At 38.2% G+C, this 16299-nt stretch carries 14 protein-coding genes; 2 read left to right on the top strand and 12 right to left on the bottom strand.

The annotated features are described in order from the left end of the window. Nucleotides 1-33: 33 nt before the first annotated feature. Nucleotides 34-1494 (top strand): catalase, encoded by a 1461-nt coding sequence (locus tag J3U37_RS01905; protein WP_220217830.1) that lies wholly within the window; start codon nucleotides 34-36, stop codon nucleotides 1492-1494. Between the two features lie 122 nt (nucleotides 1495-1616). Here J3U37_RS01905 and J3U37_RS01900 read toward each other — a convergent pair whose 3' ends face one another. The 12 genes from J3U37_RS01900 to purH form a co-directional block, all read right to left on the bottom strand. Then, entirely contained in the window at nucleotides 1617-1979 is a 363-nt protein-coding gene (locus J3U37_RS01900; protein WP_267373071.1) for a hypothetical protein, read from the bottom strand. Nucleotides 1980-2214: 235 nt separating this feature from the next. Then, nucleotides 2215-2826, bottom strand: coding sequence for an AAA family ATPase (locus tag J3U37_RS01895; protein ID WP_267373070.1), 612 nt, complete (start codon nucleotides 2824-2826; stop codon nucleotides 2215-2217). Nucleotides 2827-2838: 12 nt separating this feature from the next. Then, nucleotides 2839-3696 carry a class II fructose-bisphosphate aldolase gene (locus J3U37_RS01890; protein WP_267373069.1) on the bottom strand — a complete coding sequence of 286 codons (858 nt, stop codon included), beginning with the start codon at nucleotides 3694-3696 and terminating at the stop codon, nucleotides 2839-2841. 11 nt (nucleotides 3697-3707) lie between these two features. Beyond that, nucleotides 3708-4115, bottom strand: coding sequence for a hypothetical protein (locus J3U37_RS01885; protein ID WP_267373068.1), 408 nt, complete (start codon nucleotides 4113-4115; stop codon nucleotides 3708-3710). A gap of 14 nt (nucleotides 4116-4129) precedes the next feature. Then, nucleotides 4130-5419 carry a PTS sugar transporter subunit IIC gene (locus J3U37_RS01880; protein WP_220217835.1) on the bottom strand — a complete coding sequence of 430 codons (1290 nt, stop codon included), beginning with the start codon at nucleotides 5417-5419 and terminating at the stop codon, nucleotides 4130-4132. Nucleotides 5420-5440: 21 nt separating this feature from the next. Continuing rightward, a complete protein-coding gene (locus J3U37_RS01875) occupies nucleotides 5441-5743 on the bottom strand; it encodes a PTS sugar transporter subunit IIB (protein ID WP_220217836.1) in 303 nt (100 codons plus the stop codon). Nucleotides 5744-5770: 27 nt separating this feature from the next. Next, the gene (locus J3U37_RS01870; RefSeq protein WP_267373067.1) at nucleotides 5771-7858 is read right to left on the bottom strand and encodes a BglG family transcription antiterminator; all 2088 of its coding nucleotides are present in this window, start codon (nucleotides 7856-7858) and stop codon (nucleotides 5771-5773) included. A gap of 192 nt (nucleotides 7859-8050) precedes the next feature. Further along, nucleotides 8051-8659, bottom strand: a complete 609-nt coding sequence (locus tag J3U37_RS01865; RefSeq protein WP_267373066.1) for a hypothetical protein — start codon at nucleotides 8657-8659, stop codon at nucleotides 8051-8053. Nucleotides 8660-8672: 13 nt separating this feature from the next. After that, entirely contained in the window at nucleotides 8673-9419 is a 747-nt protein-coding gene (gene rlmB, locus J3U37_RS01860) for a 23S rRNA (guanosine(2251)-2'-O)-methyltransferase RlmB (protein WP_267373065.1), read from the bottom strand. Continuing rightward, a complete protein-coding gene (rnr, locus tag J3U37_RS01855) occupies nucleotides 9420-11819 on the bottom strand; it encodes a ribonuclease R (protein WP_267373064.1) in 2400 nt (799 codons plus the stop codon). It abuts the gene before it with no gap. A gap of 522 nt (nucleotides 11820-12341) precedes the next feature. Then, nucleotides 12342-13634: a phosphoribosylamine--glycine ligase gene (gene purD, locus J3U37_RS01850; RefSeq protein ID WP_267335179.1), complete on the bottom strand. Its 1293-nt coding sequence runs from the start codon at nucleotides 13632-13634 to the stop codon at nucleotides 12342-12344. Between the two features lie 44 nt (nucleotides 13635-13678). Beyond that, the gene (gene purH / locus J3U37_RS01845) at nucleotides 13679-15277 is read right to left on the bottom strand and encodes a bifunctional phosphoribosylaminoimidazolecarboxamide formyltransferase/IMP cyclohydrolase (protein WP_267373063.1); all 1599 of its coding nucleotides are present in this window, start codon (nucleotides 15275-15277) and stop codon (nucleotides 13679-13681) included. Nucleotides 15278-15531: 254 nt separating this feature from the next. Between purH and idnO the strand changes: the two genes are divergently transcribed. Then, a complete protein-coding gene (gene idnO / locus J3U37_RS01840) occupies nucleotides 15532-16296 on the top strand; it encodes a gluconate 5-dehydrogenase (protein ID WP_267373062.1) in 765 nt (254 codons plus the stop codon). The last annotated feature ends 3 nt before the right edge of the window (nucleotides 16297-16299 follow it).

The raw sequence follows: 16299 nt of genomic DNA, 5'->3' as shown, positions 1-16299 counted from the left end.
AGGTACGATCTAATAACCAGAAGGAGTGTTGCAATGTCAGAAAAAAAAGAACTCACCACCAATAATGGTGCCCCTATTGCCGACAATCAAAACTCTCGCACTGCAGGCCCTCGTGGACCAGTATTGATTGACGACTATCAATTGATCGAAAAACTCGCTCAGTTTAACCGTGAAAATATTCCGGAAAGACGAGTGCATGCCAAAGGCTCCGGTGCACACGGAACATTCACCGTTACTAATGACATTACTCAATATACCTACGCCAGTATTTTTGCCAAAGTAGGCAAACAAACTCCCGTTTTTGCTCGATTTTCAACTGTTGGCGGTGAACGTGGTTCATCTGACACGGCACGTGATCCACGTGGATTTTCAGTAAAATTTTACACAGATCAAGGTAACTGGGATATCGTCGGTAATAACACGCCAGTATTTTTTATTCGTGATGCACTCAAATTCCCGGACTTTATTCATACGCAAAAACGCGATCCTAAGACCAACTTAAAAGATCCGCAAATGATGTGGGACTTTTTTTCTTTATCGCCAGAATCACTTCATCAGGTAACGATTCTATTTTCTGACCGAGGCATTCCGGACGGGTTTCGGCATATGCATGGTTTTGGTAGCCATACTTATAGTTTAATCAACAAAGACAATGTACGAACTTGGGTAAAATGGCATTTTAGAACGGAACAAGGTATTAAAAATATTCATCCTAAAAAAGCCGCAGAACTCGACGGTAGCAATCCTGATTCAGCACAAGAAGATCTCTTTAATGCCATTGAACAAGGTGACTATCCTAAATGGCGACTTTATATACAAGTGATGAGTGAAGAACAAGCGAATAACCACCCGGAAAACCCATTTGATGTCACTAAAGTTTGGTCGCAAAAACAGTTTCCACTTATTGAAGTCGGTGTTATGGAGCTTAATCGTAATCCGGAAAACTATTTTGCTGAAGTAGAACAAGCCGCATTTGAACCAAGTAATCTCGTACCCGGTACCGGCTTATCACCGGATAAAATGTTACAAGGGCGGGTTTTTGCTTATGCCGATGCGCACCGTTATCGTATTGGTACAAACTACCAACAATTACCAATCAATGCACCTAAATGTCCGGTACACAATTATCAACGTGACGGAGCTATGCGCTTTTATACGCCGGATAATGCACCAAACTATGAACCAAATAGTGTTGATAGCGCACCTAAACAACAACCGCAGTATGCTGAGCCACCGATGCATGTCCCTGCCGGTACAATGGATAGACACGATCATCGTGTTGACGGTGATTACTACTCCCACCCACGTGCATTATTTAATTTGATGCGTCCGGATCAAAAACAACTGCTTATTGATAATATTGTCACTTCAATGAAAAATGTCGATCGTGATATTCAAATTAGACAGCTTAAACATTTCTATAAAGTACATCCCGATTATGGTTCAGGTGTGGCAAAAGGGTTAGGTGTTGAAGTTGATCTAATCAAAAGCTAAAAAGCCAAATAATAGTGCCGACACCATTGTGTCGGCATTGGCCTTTGTCTTGAGAGAGATAAATGTTAATACCTTTACTGTATCTCCTCACATGTTTCATAGACCTTGTCAAACTTATCGGGCTAATTAGTCATTACAAGAGAAAATGAATGGTATAAATGCCAAATTAAAGTATTTTCATCCTTAACTTCATAACTTATGCTATCAGAGTATCTACATTTTGGTTCTAAATCGATAAAATATTTGCCGTCTTTAAAGTAGCTTGATTTTATCTCACATGAAATCATTTCTTGCCCGGTATAATCATCCAGTTTACCTTTTTGATAATTGATAAACCGATTACCGGAATAACAAGGCTCATCAATCACATTTTTATTATTTAATTCGGTCAACATCACCCACTTGCCATAATTTTCATGATCCAAATGAGGCTTAGCATTTACCACAAACATAAAAACGATAAAAATAAATAGCAGTCTTTTCATGGTTTAGCTCATTGAACTTGATTGATTAGAAATGGCTTATTAAATTCTTTAATTGCTATATTGAAAGAATTTTTTGTATTTAAAATGTTATTGAGAAGATAAACGAAAAATAAAACTAAGCTATTTCACTATTTATCCATAACTGCCTATTCCTACAATCAAATCTGATCCTTTTGCTTTGTCACCCTAAATATAATGCCGATTAACGTTAATCGGCATTGATTATCTAATAAAGCTATTGTTTAATGATTTGTTTCAATTTTTCCAATAAACCCGAATAATCAACTTGATTAAAATGGGTAACATCCATTTCGATCAACTGCCCCAAAGCAAACTCGTCGTACTGTCTAGTTTGACAGATTTGATAAAATTGCGATTTAGTGACTAAATCGTCGGCCAAACTACGATCTTCAAGTTTATCGCCATAGTGATAGTGCTGCATAATATGACTCAAATGCCGTTCCGGCGAGCGGTCTCGTTGATAGCGACGTTGCCATAACACATCAAAATCAGCAATTAGGCGGATTGTGATGACTTGATAATGATACTTTTGCGCCAACTCACTCAGTCGCTTTTTTTGCTTATCACTAAAGGGGTATTCAGAAATAATAATGCGTTTACCGGCATCCATATACAGTTGTAGAACACCATAATAAAAATGCCAAACTTTGTGCTCAAGTGCCTGCTTTTCAGCTTTCGAATTAAAACCAACTGAGTCAGCATATAAAACTTTCGCTTCATCGGGTGTTATCATGAAACTATCTTTAAATTGTTGTTGCAATTTATTAACCAGATAAGTCTTTCCTGTACAAGGGCAGCCAGCGAGTAAAATTAAATATTTACGCATACTCACGCTCACTTAGTTTACACAATTATTGGTATTGAGAAATAAACGCATTTTATGCTTCACTATCTCTTTAACCGCCTCATTAGCTGGAATAATATTATGGCGTAATGATTGATTAATTTCAGTCTGGGAAAATTTATCTTTTGCAACTTGTGTCCAGTTAACTAATAACTCTGTGCCAACATTAAATTTACGTATACCGTTATTAATCAGTTCCGGATAGTCCTCCTCTTTGACCCCTGTTCCGCCGTGAATGACCAAAGGAATATCAACCTTAGAATGAATTTCTTTCAATAACGGGATATTTACCTCTGTTTTTGACTTAAATTGCCCATGATTGGTACCTATAGCAATGGCTAAAGCATCAATTCCCGTTGCTTTTACAAATGCCTGTGCATCTTCAGGTTTGGTATAAACTTTATCGTTAGCATCAACATGAACGCCTTCCTCTGTTCCGCCGATTGTCCCTAATTCTCCTTCAACTGATACGCCATGAGCATGGGCATATTCCACCACTGCACGAGTTTTTAAAATGTTTTCTTTAAATGGTAGCGAAGATCCGTCAAACATGACCGAAGTAAATCCGCTATCAATCGCCTGCTTTATATCATCAAAATTTTTAGCATGATCGAGGTGTAATACCGCATCGACTATCTCTTCATCGGCAATAGCTTTTACGGCATTGACTAAAACTTTAAAGCCAATATACCTTGCGGTATCAACGCTTGTTTGGATGATAATTGGCGCGCCAACCTCTTTTGCCGCCCGTAACATCGCAGGTAACATTTCTAAATTATGCGTATTAAACGCACCAACAGTGAAATTTAATTTTTGGGCTAATAAAGTCACATCTTTAAGTGTGGTGTACATAATTATTTCCTTTAATCTCGTTGAATAGTCATCTGTTTAGCAATATTGCGCATAGCATCCATTTTGTTCATCCAAATATCGATATCAGCCAATGAGCCATGCTGAGCGGCATAAGCTCGCTTAGCGTTATACAAATTCATTAATGTTTTATAACCCTCGCCAATTGATTTCTTATGCTGTTGGCTCTTTTCTAAATACTCAATAGCCAAATCAATATGATTTAATTGATGATAAAGCAAGCCGATTTGTTCACATGATGAAGCTAATATCAGCAAATCATCGGTCTTTTCGATCTGCTCCAATAATGGGTTAATCTTTAGCTCAATCTGTTCAATTTGCTGTGCTGTCAGACTGCTTTTAACCTCTGAATCGGGAGCGAGATTTGTTTTAGGCGCCTTTTTTTTAAAAAAGTTAAACATGTCAAACTCCTAAACTAAAAGTGCTTCAATATCGGGCTTAATATCCATGCATAAAGCAGTGCCACTGTGACGGTATCGACATCGGTTGCCGTTGCATTGATAAACCCCATTTGATTAAAGATAGTAACAAGCAAAGCAGGCAGCAAAGTAATAAATATCCCATGCGCAATACCGCCGATAAGCGCACCACGGCGACCACCAACTGCATTACCAAAGATCCCTGCCGTACCGCCGGCAAAAAAGTTGGTTAACATTCCCGGTAAAATCATCGCCAGACCAAAGGCAGGTAGCGTTAACATGGCAATTACGGTACCTATAGATGTGGTAATAAAACCTAAAATCACCGCATTTGGGCTATAAGGGAAAAATACCGGGCAATCAAGCGCCGGAATTGCATTCGGTACAACTTTCATTGCGATACCTCTAAATGCCGGAACAATTTCACCGAGTAATAACCTCACGCCAGCAAGTAACACATAGATTCCAACGACAAATATTATCGCTTGGGTAAAGGCATAAATGACGTAATTTTGACTACCGGATAAGGTTGAAGCATACGCTTCACCAGCGAAAAGAGCGGTAATAATATAAAGCGGGATCATAACCACCATGACGGATAAATAAGTATCTTGCAAAAATTCAAATGATTTAGGCAACTTCATATCTTCAATAGAACGCTTGTTTTCACCTCGCTCCCCTACCAGATAAGCTACGCCAGCCTCGAATAAATAGCCAATTGTACAAAAGTGCCCTAATGCAATGTCATTGGATCCGGTCACTTTACGAATAATGGGTTGGGCAATGGCAGGCATAAATACAGCAAAAAGTGCACCAATAAACCCGCCAACCAAAATTAGTGTTATTCCGGACAGTCCGGCAAAACTACCAAATACCGTTGTCATTGTTGCCATCCATAAAATAGCCTGCCCAGTTAAAAAAATGTATTTCCAACGGGTAAAACGAGCAATAAGAATATTGAAGATAAAGATCATCAAAAACGTTAGAGCAATATCACGACCTAATCCTAACTGATTCATTGCTTGCCCGTTAATTGCTTCAATCGAGGGAATAATGCCTTGCATATCAAAGCCAGCGGTAAAGATATGCCCAAAATAGGTCAAACTTCCCACAATGATACTGGATCCGGCATTGAGTACTTGAAAACCCAATAAGGTTTTCAGTGAGCCGGAAATAATTTGTCCAACGGATTTACGTTGCAAAATCAACCCAAACATAGCAATTAAGCTAATGGTTATCGAAGCTTGAGTTAAAATATTGTCGATAATAAAGTTAATCACATTCATGGTAGTCTCCTTTTTGTGGATTTAAAGCAATCCCTTTTGTTGCAATACTGGACTTAACTTCTCATCAATTTCCGCTTTTGATACTATATTTTTAAGATAGACCACTGCGGTTTGTTCACTGATATTGAATTTAGCAAACTGAGGGCGGAAATTTTCAGCTGTGATGATAATATCGGCCTTGGTTGAGGCCGCCGATGAAATATCGGTGTGATCTAACTTGGCTTCGATACCTTTTGCTTTTAATACATCTTCGGTTGCCATTTGTGCAGCAAAACTACTGCCTAACCCTGCACCACATACAAATAAAATGGTTAAATTACTCATGTTCTATTCTCCTTCGGATTTAACTATTCAATCCGATTTTGCTTCATTAAATAAAATTGACTTAAATTGCGTTATGCTTTGACATTTGGTTAAGTGCTCCAGTTTTTGTTCATCATTAATTAATTCAATCAAACTGCGCATAATGTTGAGATGAGAAAACGAATCGATAGCGGCTAAACAAAATATAATTTTCACTGGTCCCATATCATCATTACCAAAATCAACCGGTTGACGCATCGTCACTACGCTCAGACCTAATTGGTTTACCCCGTCTTCAGGGCGAGCATGCGCTAGGGCTAAATTTTTACCAATCACAATATAAGGGCCATATTGTTCAACCGATGTGATCATGGCATCGACGTAAGAAGGTAAAATAAACTGTTTGTTTAATAGTGGTTCAGCAGCGATTTGGATAGCCTTTCGCCAATCATGGCAGTCTTGATGTAATAAAATGTCATCATCAGTAAGAATATCTTTCAACATAGGCTGGATTTTCCTTTTATTGATTTTAAGATTATTAAGCGCTAAACACTTTTCAAGTTGGTTATAGATAGGCTCGGACACAATACCGCCACTTTCTTTAATTAAATTAACAAGTGAATAGAACAGATCCGTTGCATCTGTTAGGTGATTGATACGCCGATTAGCACGATGTTTAGTTAAAAAGTCTTTAATGATTGGATGATTTTTTTCTTTTAATATAGGTTCTAACACTAAAACCGGATGAGCAAAATGCTGCAAAGGGAAAGTAGAAAATATTAAATCAAAATCAAGCTGATCCAATAAATTTAAATCATTGCGACCCAAAATCGCTAAAACATCTATACTAAAAAACTCTTTGAGTGTCTGTGCAAGTAGATTAGAAGTTGCTATACCATGACAACACAACACCACAGCTTTAAAATAGTAACTGCGATCTTGATTAATGGCGCTGGCAAAGGTTGAAAAATGAATTGTCAAAAAAGCGATTTCATCATCAGAAATCTTATGGCTTAGTTTTGTTTCAAGCTCATGCATAAAAGTGGTGATAGCTGCATGAATTTCACCGTAATTTTGTTTAATACTATCAAGCAATGGATTAATAATGTGAATATTATTACTCACTCTGGCAATTAACCCGGCTAAGTGCTTGCAAAGGTTTTCATATAACTGTTCCTGTTTGGTCGAAAATGGGATTTGCGTTTTTTCTTCAACATAATTAACCAATTTAATCGCTAATAACTGTGCATTGAGCCATTCGACATAGTTATTAATATCCTTAGTATTAAATGCCTCCAGCATGTAAATGATATATTGGCGCTCTTGCCAATTTACCTGCAATGCGAAATGCTTGCACACCAAATGAATAAAGCTAGCTATTTGTCCCTGTTCATTATTATTAAAATCAGATCGGACCATTGTCAGATGATGTTGATGCTGATTACGAACAATCCAAATAGCGGTAAAAATAACAATTTGTTGAACATAAATTTCATCATGTATCTGACTGATAGTTCGGTGCGCTAACTGCAATAAGTTATCAATCAATAATTGAGGAATATAATTAAACAAATGTTGTTGTATCGAACTGAGTTCATGTAGAGGCTTATCTAGCTCTAAATTTGCGGCAAATTGGTTGATAGCTTCATACATCATTAAACGAATCGAGCGCTCTAATCCGACAAATTGCATCCCTTGTTTAGGTTGGCTAATTAATTCAATATCATATTTTTTTAATCGTGCTCTGATTTTACGAATATCTTCATCTAACACACTTTTTGAAACAAAATAGACCGCTTCTTTATGGCTTAAAATAACAGGTGTTTTAGCAAAAGCAATTGACAATAACAAATCAAACTGGCGCTCATCTTTGCTCAAAACGGCTGATGTGGACAAGCCAAGTAATGCATGTTGAATAAGCTGTTTTTGATCTTGATCGGCATGGATAATAAATCCTTTATTACGCACAGTGGTGATTAAAGTGAAATGTCTTTGGGATAAGAACTCATTAATTTCTTGAATTTCATTACGAATAGTTCGAGCGCTAATTTGAAACTCTTCTGTAAGCATTTCAATGGTTAATGGGTAGTCGACTGAAATGAATTTTTTAAATAATTCAATGGTTCTACTTCGCATAAACTTCTCACCTATTTACTTCTTAATTTAAGTATAAGTGAGATGAATTTGCTTACCTAGTTGGTATTTTTGCAAAGATAAATTGCAAAATTGTTGGTAATAAATGATGTTATTTCGGGAGGGAGTAAATTACGCTAACGAAATTGATTAAGTGCATCGATCTTGTGGCTTCAACCCAATCAACCTTTAACATTAGCGCTTTTTGCGACGCTTAATAGCAACCAATAATGAACGATGACACTTATAAATCATATCCGGTGGCAGCATAATTAATTCAGCTAACGGCTCTGTCCAATTTGGAATGATAGTATTTTCATGATTATTTTCATCAATAGGGTTATCAATTGAGTATCGCTTAGAGCAGGCAAATAGCGCCTGTTTTTTGGCAACATCTTTATCATCTTCATCACTTAGCATATTGCAGCAATTAAGAACTTCTTGGGCAAAAAGGTCTGGCCAGTTATCAGGAACGTTTCTAATTTTTACAAATTCAGCAAGATAGCGAAGCATATCGCGGAATAGTAACAGATAAACCATTTGTAAATTTCGCCCGGACAGCTGTGCTAATTGTTCATCAGATAATTTATCGTTAATTACACTCGGTATCCATTTAAAAAACAGGGTATCTTTATACATATCAATAACGGGCTTAATTGATTTAAATTTCGGTTTAACTAACTTATCAATCTCACGAGAAATCTGCATAGTAGGATAACCTACATTATTACGCCCGTTAAGATCACGCCCGGTTAAGGGCTGAACTTTTTTCCGTATGAATAATTTTTTAAGCAATCCTAGCATATAACCTTCCTTGTTAGCGGTTTTTCTGGCGAACAATCTCAAATAAGCAAACACCTGTTGCAACTGACACATTAAGCGATGACACAATGCCAGCCATTGGAATACTCACTAACTCATCACAATGCTCTTTAGTTAAGCGACGCATACCTTCACCTTCTGCCCCCATAACTAAAGCCAGCGAAGTTGCATTTTTAAAAAAGTCTGTTTGGTATAGCGTGCTTTGCGCTTCACCGGCCGTTCCAACTACCCATACTTGATATTCATCTTGTAACATACGCATAGTGCGGGCTAAGTTGGTGACTCGTACCACCGGAACACTTTCCGCAGCGCCACAGGCAACTTTTTGAGCGGTAGAATTCAGTGGTGCAGAACGATCTTTCGGTACAATAATAAAATCAACACCAGCAGCATCAGCTGTACGAATACAAGCTCCTAAATTATGTGGATCAGTTACGCCATCTAAAATTAGAATTACCGCATTAGGCTGCTTATCCATAAGTAAAGGAATATCATTTTCTTGATAACGGCGGCTTGGTTTAACCATTGCCAAAATTCCTTGATGCACACCATTGTTCGATTTTTCATCTAACCATTGGCGATTGGCGATTTTAATGGTCAAACCGAGCTGTTCCAACTCGTGTACCAACCCATTTAAGCGTTTATCATCACGCCCTTTAGTAATATATACTTCAATAATTCTTTCTGGTGCTCGTGTTAATAATGCTTCAATGGCATGGATACCATATACTGTTTCACTCATCTATTTTTTACTCTTTTGTTTTTTGATACTCGATTTTGACTTAGTCCGTTTTTTATTTTTAGCTTTACTATTGATTTTCTTTGCTTCGCCGGCACTATTTTTGGTACTCGTTTTTTTAGTACTCGCTTTTTTACTTTTGCGTTTTACCGGTAAATCAATGTCCTTGCTTTTGTCAGTTTGTTTGGATTTATCTTTAGCCGTTTTGCCTTGGCGTTTTGGCTTATTATTACTGCCAACCAAAGAAAAATCAATTTTGCGCTCTTCAGGATTCACATTATCGACTTTGACTTGTACCTTATCGCCTAAACGATAACTAAAACGGGTATTTTCGCCGATTAACCGATTTCGGGCTGCATCATAAAAATAGTAATCATTTTCTAAGGAAGAAACATGCACAAGCCCGTCAATGAATAAATCATCAAGTCGAACAAAGAAACCAAAATTCACCACACTGGAAATGGTACCGTTAAATACCTCACCAACATGATCTTGCATATAATCACATTTTAACCAATCAACTACATCTCGAACGGCTTCATCTGCTCGGCGCTCAGTCATCGAACAGTGTTCACCAAAATAGAGCATTTCATTGGTAGTGTAACAATGCCCACCAGTTTTACTGGTTTTGTGTTTTTCATTTGCCAAAATCCATTTGATTGTACGATGTAATAATAAATCAGGATAGCGACGAATTGGTGAAGTAAAATGGGCATACTCTTGTAGCGCTAAGCCAAAATGCCCACGATTTTCAGGATCATAAATTGCTTGTTTCATTGACCGTAAAATGACCGTTTGTAACATTTCGTGATCCGGCCTTGCTTCGACAGCAACCATTAACTGAGCAATATCTTTCGGTGTTGGTGTTGCGCCACCATTAAGGCTTAGACCCAGCTCACTTAAAATACTGCGTAAGTTGTTTATTCGGTCTTCATCTGGCCGGTCATGAACACGAAACAGAGCCGGAACTTGAGCACTAATCACAAATTTTGCAGCCGCGACATTCGCTAAAATCATACACTCTTCAATGATCTTATGCGCATCATTGCGCTCAGCAAATTCAATACTCTCGATTCTTTTATCTGCATTAAATATAAATTTTGGTTCCTGTGATTCAAAACCGATTGCTCCACGTGCAATTCTTGCCTTATCTAATACCTTATATAAGCCATTTAGATTTTCCAGATGAGGGACTAAATCTTGGTAATGTTGGCGTAACTCAGTATCGCCTTCTAATATTTTAGCTACTTTTGTGTAAGTTAATCGTGCATGTGAATTCATCACCGCTTCATAAAATTGGTAGCTCGTCAAACGCCCTCTATTTGATACCGTCATTTCACAAACTAAACATAACCGATCAACTTGAGGATTTAATGAACAAAGTCCATTAGATAACTCCTCCGGCAACATAGGGACAACACGAGAAGGAAAATAAACAGATGTACCACGCAAACACGCTTCTTTATCGATAGCTTTGCCTGGTCTGACGTAATAACTCACATCAGCTATCGCCACCCACAAGCGATACCCGCCACCACGATTTTTTTGACAATATACTGCATCATCAAAATCACGAGCGTCCTCGCCGTCTATGGTAACTAAAGGTAAATTTCTCAGATCCTGCCGACCTTTTTTGGCACTTTCCGGCACCTGATCCTTAAATTTATTGACCTCCTTTACTACCGCTTTAGGTAATTCATAAGGGATTTCATGATTTCGCAATGCAATATCGATTGCTAAATTTGTTCCCATGATTTCACCCAGTACTTCTTTTATTATTCCGACAGCTTTTTTACCACGCTCCGGACGTTGTTGTAACTCGACAACAACCACTGCCCCCATACGAACGGTGCGATCGGGTTTGCCTGCAATTAAAATATCAAAATTTAAACGGCTGTCATCGGGCACCACAAACCCAACGCCTTGTTCAATAAAATAACGTCCAACTATTTGATTGGTTCGTGGTTCAAGTATCCGAACGACTCGTGCTTCAGTTTTCCCTCGATATTGATTGCCCAGAGGCTGAGCTAAAATTACATCGCCTTGTAAGACTTTTTTCATCTGTTCAGGCGATAAGAAATAATCTTCGGGTTTTCCTTCAACACGTAAAAAACCAAAACCATCACGGTGTGCAATCACCTTACCTTTGACCATATCTAATTTTTCGGGAAGTGCATAACATTTACGGCGCGTAAATACAACTTGACCGTCTCGTTCCATTGCACGCAAGCGGCGATGTAGCGCTTCTTTTTGTTCTTGATTTTTAATAGAGACTGCTTGGGCAATTTTTTCTAAATTAGCGGGCTTAGCTTCTTTGGTTAGGTAATCTAATATTAATTCGCGGCTAGCTATTGGAGAGTCATACTTTTTCGCTTCTCGTTCATAAAATGGATCGTTTATCATATGCAATATCCAGTGATCATATATAGTCGGTAGCATAACATAGAGTCATGTAACTTAAAATAAACATTGCTTTTGACGACGAATCTTTATCGATATAATTTACCTTGCTAAACAAAATTGAATGATTAATTATATTTTTTAATATTCTTGAAATTGATTATTTTTTGTCAACAATTCTTAGCAGCTTTATATGTTTCATCCGCTGCCCCATTTTCTCAGCGCTTTATCGTATAGGAGTATATTGATAAGGAAATGTTATCCGCTTTCATACAGAAAGCTTTGTGACCCGCTGGGTTAAACTCATCATAAGTGAGTTGGACGATTATTTGATAAGACGGTTTTTCACAAGCTATTATTAGTAAACTGCCTAATGTTATTAATCATAATTTTTCATTGTACAACCGTAATTCATGCTGATTGAGTCATATCAAAAAATATGAATGATTAAAACCATAAACGAATATAATTCGGCACTTTTAAGCCTGTAAAAAACCGATATAAATCAAGTTATTGTTTACCCATCTATTTAGTGTTATTTTCTCGCTCAATGGCTCGATAACCTATATCATGACGATAAAAACAGCCATGCCAATGGATTTTATCAACTTGTTGATAAGCACGTTGTTGAGCTTCCAATACCGTATTTCCTAAAGCGGTAACACAAAGCACACGACCACCGTTGGTTAACACATGCCCTTTTTCAAAACTGGTACCCGCATGGAACACTTTACAATCAGGTGTCGATTCGTTAGGTAAACCAATGATTGTATCTTGGGTGTTATATTCACCCGGGTAACCACCGGCAGCCATAACCACACCTAATGCAGGTCTTCGATCCCAGTTGGATTTAACTGTATTTAATTTACCATTTATCGCCGCCAAACAGAGTTCAATCAAGTCTGACTGCATGCGCATCATAATGGGTTGGGTTTCGGGATCACCAAAGCGACAATTAAATTCAATCACTTTTGGATTACCCTGTTTATCAATCATTAAGCCTGCATACAAAAAGCCAACATAAACATTGCCTTCTTGAGCCATGCCATTTACAGTTGGATAGATAATTTGTTCCATGACTTTAGTAAATACTTCATCTGTCACAACAGGCGCTGGAGAGTAAGCGCCCATACCACCAGTATTTAGACCCGTATCACCGTCACCGACTCGCTTATGATCTTGGCTTGTTGCCATTGGCTCGACATGCTTGCCGTCAACCATGACAATAAAACTGGCTTCTTCACCCTCTAAAAACTCTTCAATCACTACTCGATGACCGGCATCACCAAATGCATTACCCGCTAGCATGTCACGTACGGCATCTTCCGCTTCTTCAAGGGTCATGGCAACAATAACCCCTTTACCAGCCGCCAACCCGTCGGCTTTAATCACAATTGGGGCGCCTTTGTCACGGATATAGGCAAGAGCAGGATCAATTTCAGTAAAATTTTGATATTCAGCAGTTGGTATGTGATGACGTGCTAAAAAATCTTTCGTAAAAGCTTTAGAGCCTTCTAGCTGAGCTGCCGATTTAGTTGGTCCAAAAATTTTTAATCCGGCTTTTTGAAAACTATCAACCACGCCAAGAACCAATGGGACTTCTGGCCCTACTATGGTTAGATCAATTTGCTGTTGCTGGGCAAAATTAAGTAATCCACTAATATCATTTGCTTTAATATTAATATTTTCTAAATTAGGCTCAAGTGCTGTACCTGCATTACCCGGTGCGACAAAAACTTTTGTTACCAAGGGTGACTGTGCCGCTTTCCATGCTAAAGCATGCTCACGACCACCATTACCAATAATTAATACTTTCATACCCAATCCTTTAACATGTTCTCAAATAACTCTTAATACAAAAATCAATGGCGAAAATGACGCATATTGGTAAATATCATCGCAATATTATGCTCATTTGCGGCTTGAATGACCTCTTCATCACGAATAGAGCCACCTGGTTGAATGACACAAGTTACCCCAACTTTAGCAGCGGCATCTATACCATCTCTGAATGGAAAAAATGCATCAGATGCTACCACACAACCTCCAACTTCAAGATTTTCATCTTGCGCCTTTATCCCAGCAATTTTAGCGGAATAAACACGACTCATTTGACCAGCGCCTATGCCAATGGTCATATTATCTTTGGCATAAACAATCGCATTAGATTTCACAAATTTCGCCACTTTCCAACAAAATAACGCATCAGCTAGCTCTTTATCCGTCGGCTTACGTTTTTTGGTTACTACCGTTAAATTATCTTCAGTAACCATCCCCAAATCACGCTCCTGGACTAAAAGTCCACCATTCACACGTTTAAAATCCAAACTCGTGTCAAAAGAAGAGTGTGACCACTCACCACTTTCAAGCACACGTACATTTTTTTTAGTTTCAGTAATGGTCAGTGCATCTTGATCAATTGAAGGGGCGATGATGACTTCAACAAATTGATTATCTATAATGGTTTTGGCAGTTTTGGCATCTAACGGGCGGTTAAATGCAATAATGCCACCAAAAGCAGAAGTCGGGTCGGTTTTAAAAGCATTTAAGTAAGCATCTAAAATATTATCACGGACTGCAACACCGCAAGGGTTTGCATGTTTGACAATAACGCAGGCAGGGTCTTGAAATGATTTTACACATTCAAGGGCTGCGTCTGTGTCGGCGATATTGTTATAAGATAAGGCTTTACCTTGCAACTGCTTAGCCTTCGCAATTGACGCTGGAGCGGCATTTTCTTCAATATAAAAGGCTGCTTGCTGATGGGCATTCTCACCGTAACGCATATCTTGTTTTTTAATAAATTGGAGATTTAACGTGCGTGGAAATTCGCCAGACGGCTTATCGGTTTGTCCATAATAAGGTGGCACTAATTGCCCAAAATAGTTAGCAATCATTCCATCATATTTGGCTGTATGCTCAAAGGCCTTAATCGCCAAATTAAATCGGTATTGAAAAGGAAGTGCATTTTGCTGCTCATCCATGATATTAATGATATCTGCATAATCATGGTAATCGACCACTATTGCGACATCTTTATGATTTTTCGCAGCAGAACGAACCATAGTTGGTCCACCTATATCGATATTTTCAACAGCTTCTTCCAATGTGCAGTTTGGCTTGGCAACCGTTTGGGCAAATGGATATAAATTAACAACAACCATATCAATAGGCTCAATATGGTGTTTAGCCATTATCTCATCATCAACGCCACGCCGTCCTAAAATTCCACCATGAATTTTGGGATGTAAGGTTTTTACACGCCCATCCATCATTTCAGCAAATCCCGTATAATCCGAAACTTCAGTGACAGGGATATGATGTTCAATTAATAATTTAGCGGTACCGCCAGTTGAGAGAAGTTCGACATTTCGTTCTGATAGTGCTTTGGCAAATTCGATGATGCCAGTTTTATCAGACACGCTTAATAAAGCTCGACGGATAGGACGAAACTGCTGCATGAGAAAGCTCCGAGTTGATATTCTACATCCAATTTAATGAGTGGCTATTATATATAAAACAGGGATAGATGTTTAGTACAAACTTACCAAAAAAATCCTAAAAAAACATTAGTTCGGTAATATTTGACTTGGATCACAAAATTCATATTTTCATATAAAGTGTGACTTGCGTCTCTTTCTTTTTTGAATTTTTCAGCATAATGTTATGCGTAACTGTTACGCATAACATTATTTTATTTAAAAAGGAGAAAACAATGCAGTCATTATTCGAACTCAAAGGTAAACGTGCTTTAATCACTGGTTCAGCACAAGGTATTGGTAATTTGTTAGCTAAGGGGTTGGGGCAATATGGTGCCAGTATCATTATTAACGATATAACACAAGAAAGAGCCGAACAAGCCGCCAATCATTTAAACAAGCAAGGTATTGATGCTATCGGTATAGGATTTGATGTAACCAATTTAACTTCAGTCACCCAAGCTATCGAGCATATTGAAAAAGAGCTCGGCCCAATTGATATCTTAATCAATAATGCCGGCATCCAACGTCGACACCCTTTCACAGAATTTCCCGAAGCTGATTGGGATGCGGTAATTAATGTAAACCAAAAAGCAGTCTTTTTAGTATCGCAACAAGTGGCTAAGTATATGGTAAGTCGCAAACAAGGCAAAATCATTCATATATGCTCGATGCAAAGTGAGCTAGGTCGAGACACGATAACCCCTTATGCCGCGTCTAAAGGCGCAGTAAAAATGTTAGTGAAAGGAATGTGCGTCGAACTTGCTCGCTATAACATACAAGTCAATGGTATCGGTCCTGGTTATTTCGACACTGAAATGTGTAAAGCACTTGTTGAAGATAAAGCATTTACCAAATGGTTGTGTCAACGAACTCCTGCTGCGCGTTGGGGTAAACCTGAAGAGTTGATCGGTGCGGCGGTATTTTTATCTTCGGCTGCATCAAATTTTGTCAATGGACATATTCTTTACGTCGATGGCGGTATGTTAGCTGCAGTTTGACGA

This window comes from Gilliamella sp. B3172, from assembly GCF_026536465.1.
Classification (GTDB): domain Bacteria; phylum Pseudomonadota; class Gammaproteobacteria; order Enterobacterales; family Orbaceae; genus Gilliamella.
This window is presented reverse-complemented; position numbering and strand designations above follow the sequence as displayed.

Excerpts from the sequence above, each read along its gene's own strand:
- rlmB (WP_267373065.1), bottom strand. The coding sequence starts at position 9,419 with ATGAGTGAAACAGTATATGGTATCCATGCCATTGAAGCATTATTAACA.
- J3U37_RS01870 (WP_267373067.1), bottom strand. The coding sequence starts at position 7,858 with ATGCGAAGTAGAACCATTGAATTATTTAAAAAATTCATTTCAGTCGAC.
- J3U37_RS01895 (WP_267373070.1), bottom strand. The coding sequence starts at position 2,826 with ATGCGTAAATATTTAATTTTACTCGCTGGCTGCCCTTGTACAGGAAAG.
- J3U37_RS01880 (WP_220217835.1), bottom strand. The coding sequence starts at position 5,419 with ATGAATGTGATTAACTTTATTATCGACAATATTTTAACTCAAGCTTCG.
- J3U37_RS01900 (WP_267373071.1), bottom strand. The coding sequence starts at position 1,979 with ATGAAAAGACTGCTATTTATTTTTATCGTTTTTATGTTTGTGGTAAAT.
- purD (WP_267335179.1), bottom strand. The coding sequence starts at position 13,634 with ATGAAAGTATTAATTATTGGTAATGGTGGTCGTGAGCATGCTTTAGCA.
- J3U37_RS01890 (WP_267373069.1), bottom strand. The coding sequence starts at position 3,696 with ATGTACACCACACTTAAAGATGTGACTTTATTAGCCCAAAAATTAAAT.
- J3U37_RS01905 (WP_220217830.1), top strand. The coding sequence starts at position 34 with ATGTCAGAAAAAAAAGAACTCACCACCAATAATGGTGCCCCTATTGCC.
- idnO (WP_267373062.1), top strand. The coding sequence starts at position 15,532 with ATGCAGTCATTATTCGAACTCAAAGGTAAACGTGCTTTAATCACTGGT.
- purH (WP_267373063.1), bottom strand. The coding sequence starts at position 15,277 with ATGCAGCAGTTTCGTCCTATCCGTCGAGCTTTATTAAGCGTGTCTGAT.
- J3U37_RS01865 (WP_267373066.1), bottom strand. The coding sequence starts at position 8,659 with ATGCTAGGATTGCTTAAAAAATTATTCATACGGAAAAAAGTTCAGCCC.
- J3U37_RS01885 (WP_267373068.1), bottom strand. The coding sequence starts at position 4,115 with ATGTTTAACTTTTTTAAAAAAAAGGCGCCTAAAACAAATCTCGCTCCC.
- rnr (WP_267373064.1), bottom strand. The coding sequence starts at position 11,819 with ATGATAAACGATCCATTTTATGAACGAGAAGCGAAAAAGTATGACTCT.
- J3U37_RS01875 (WP_220217836.1), bottom strand. The coding sequence starts at position 5,743 with ATGAGTAATTTAACCATTTTATTTGTATGTGGTGCAGGGTTAGGCAGT.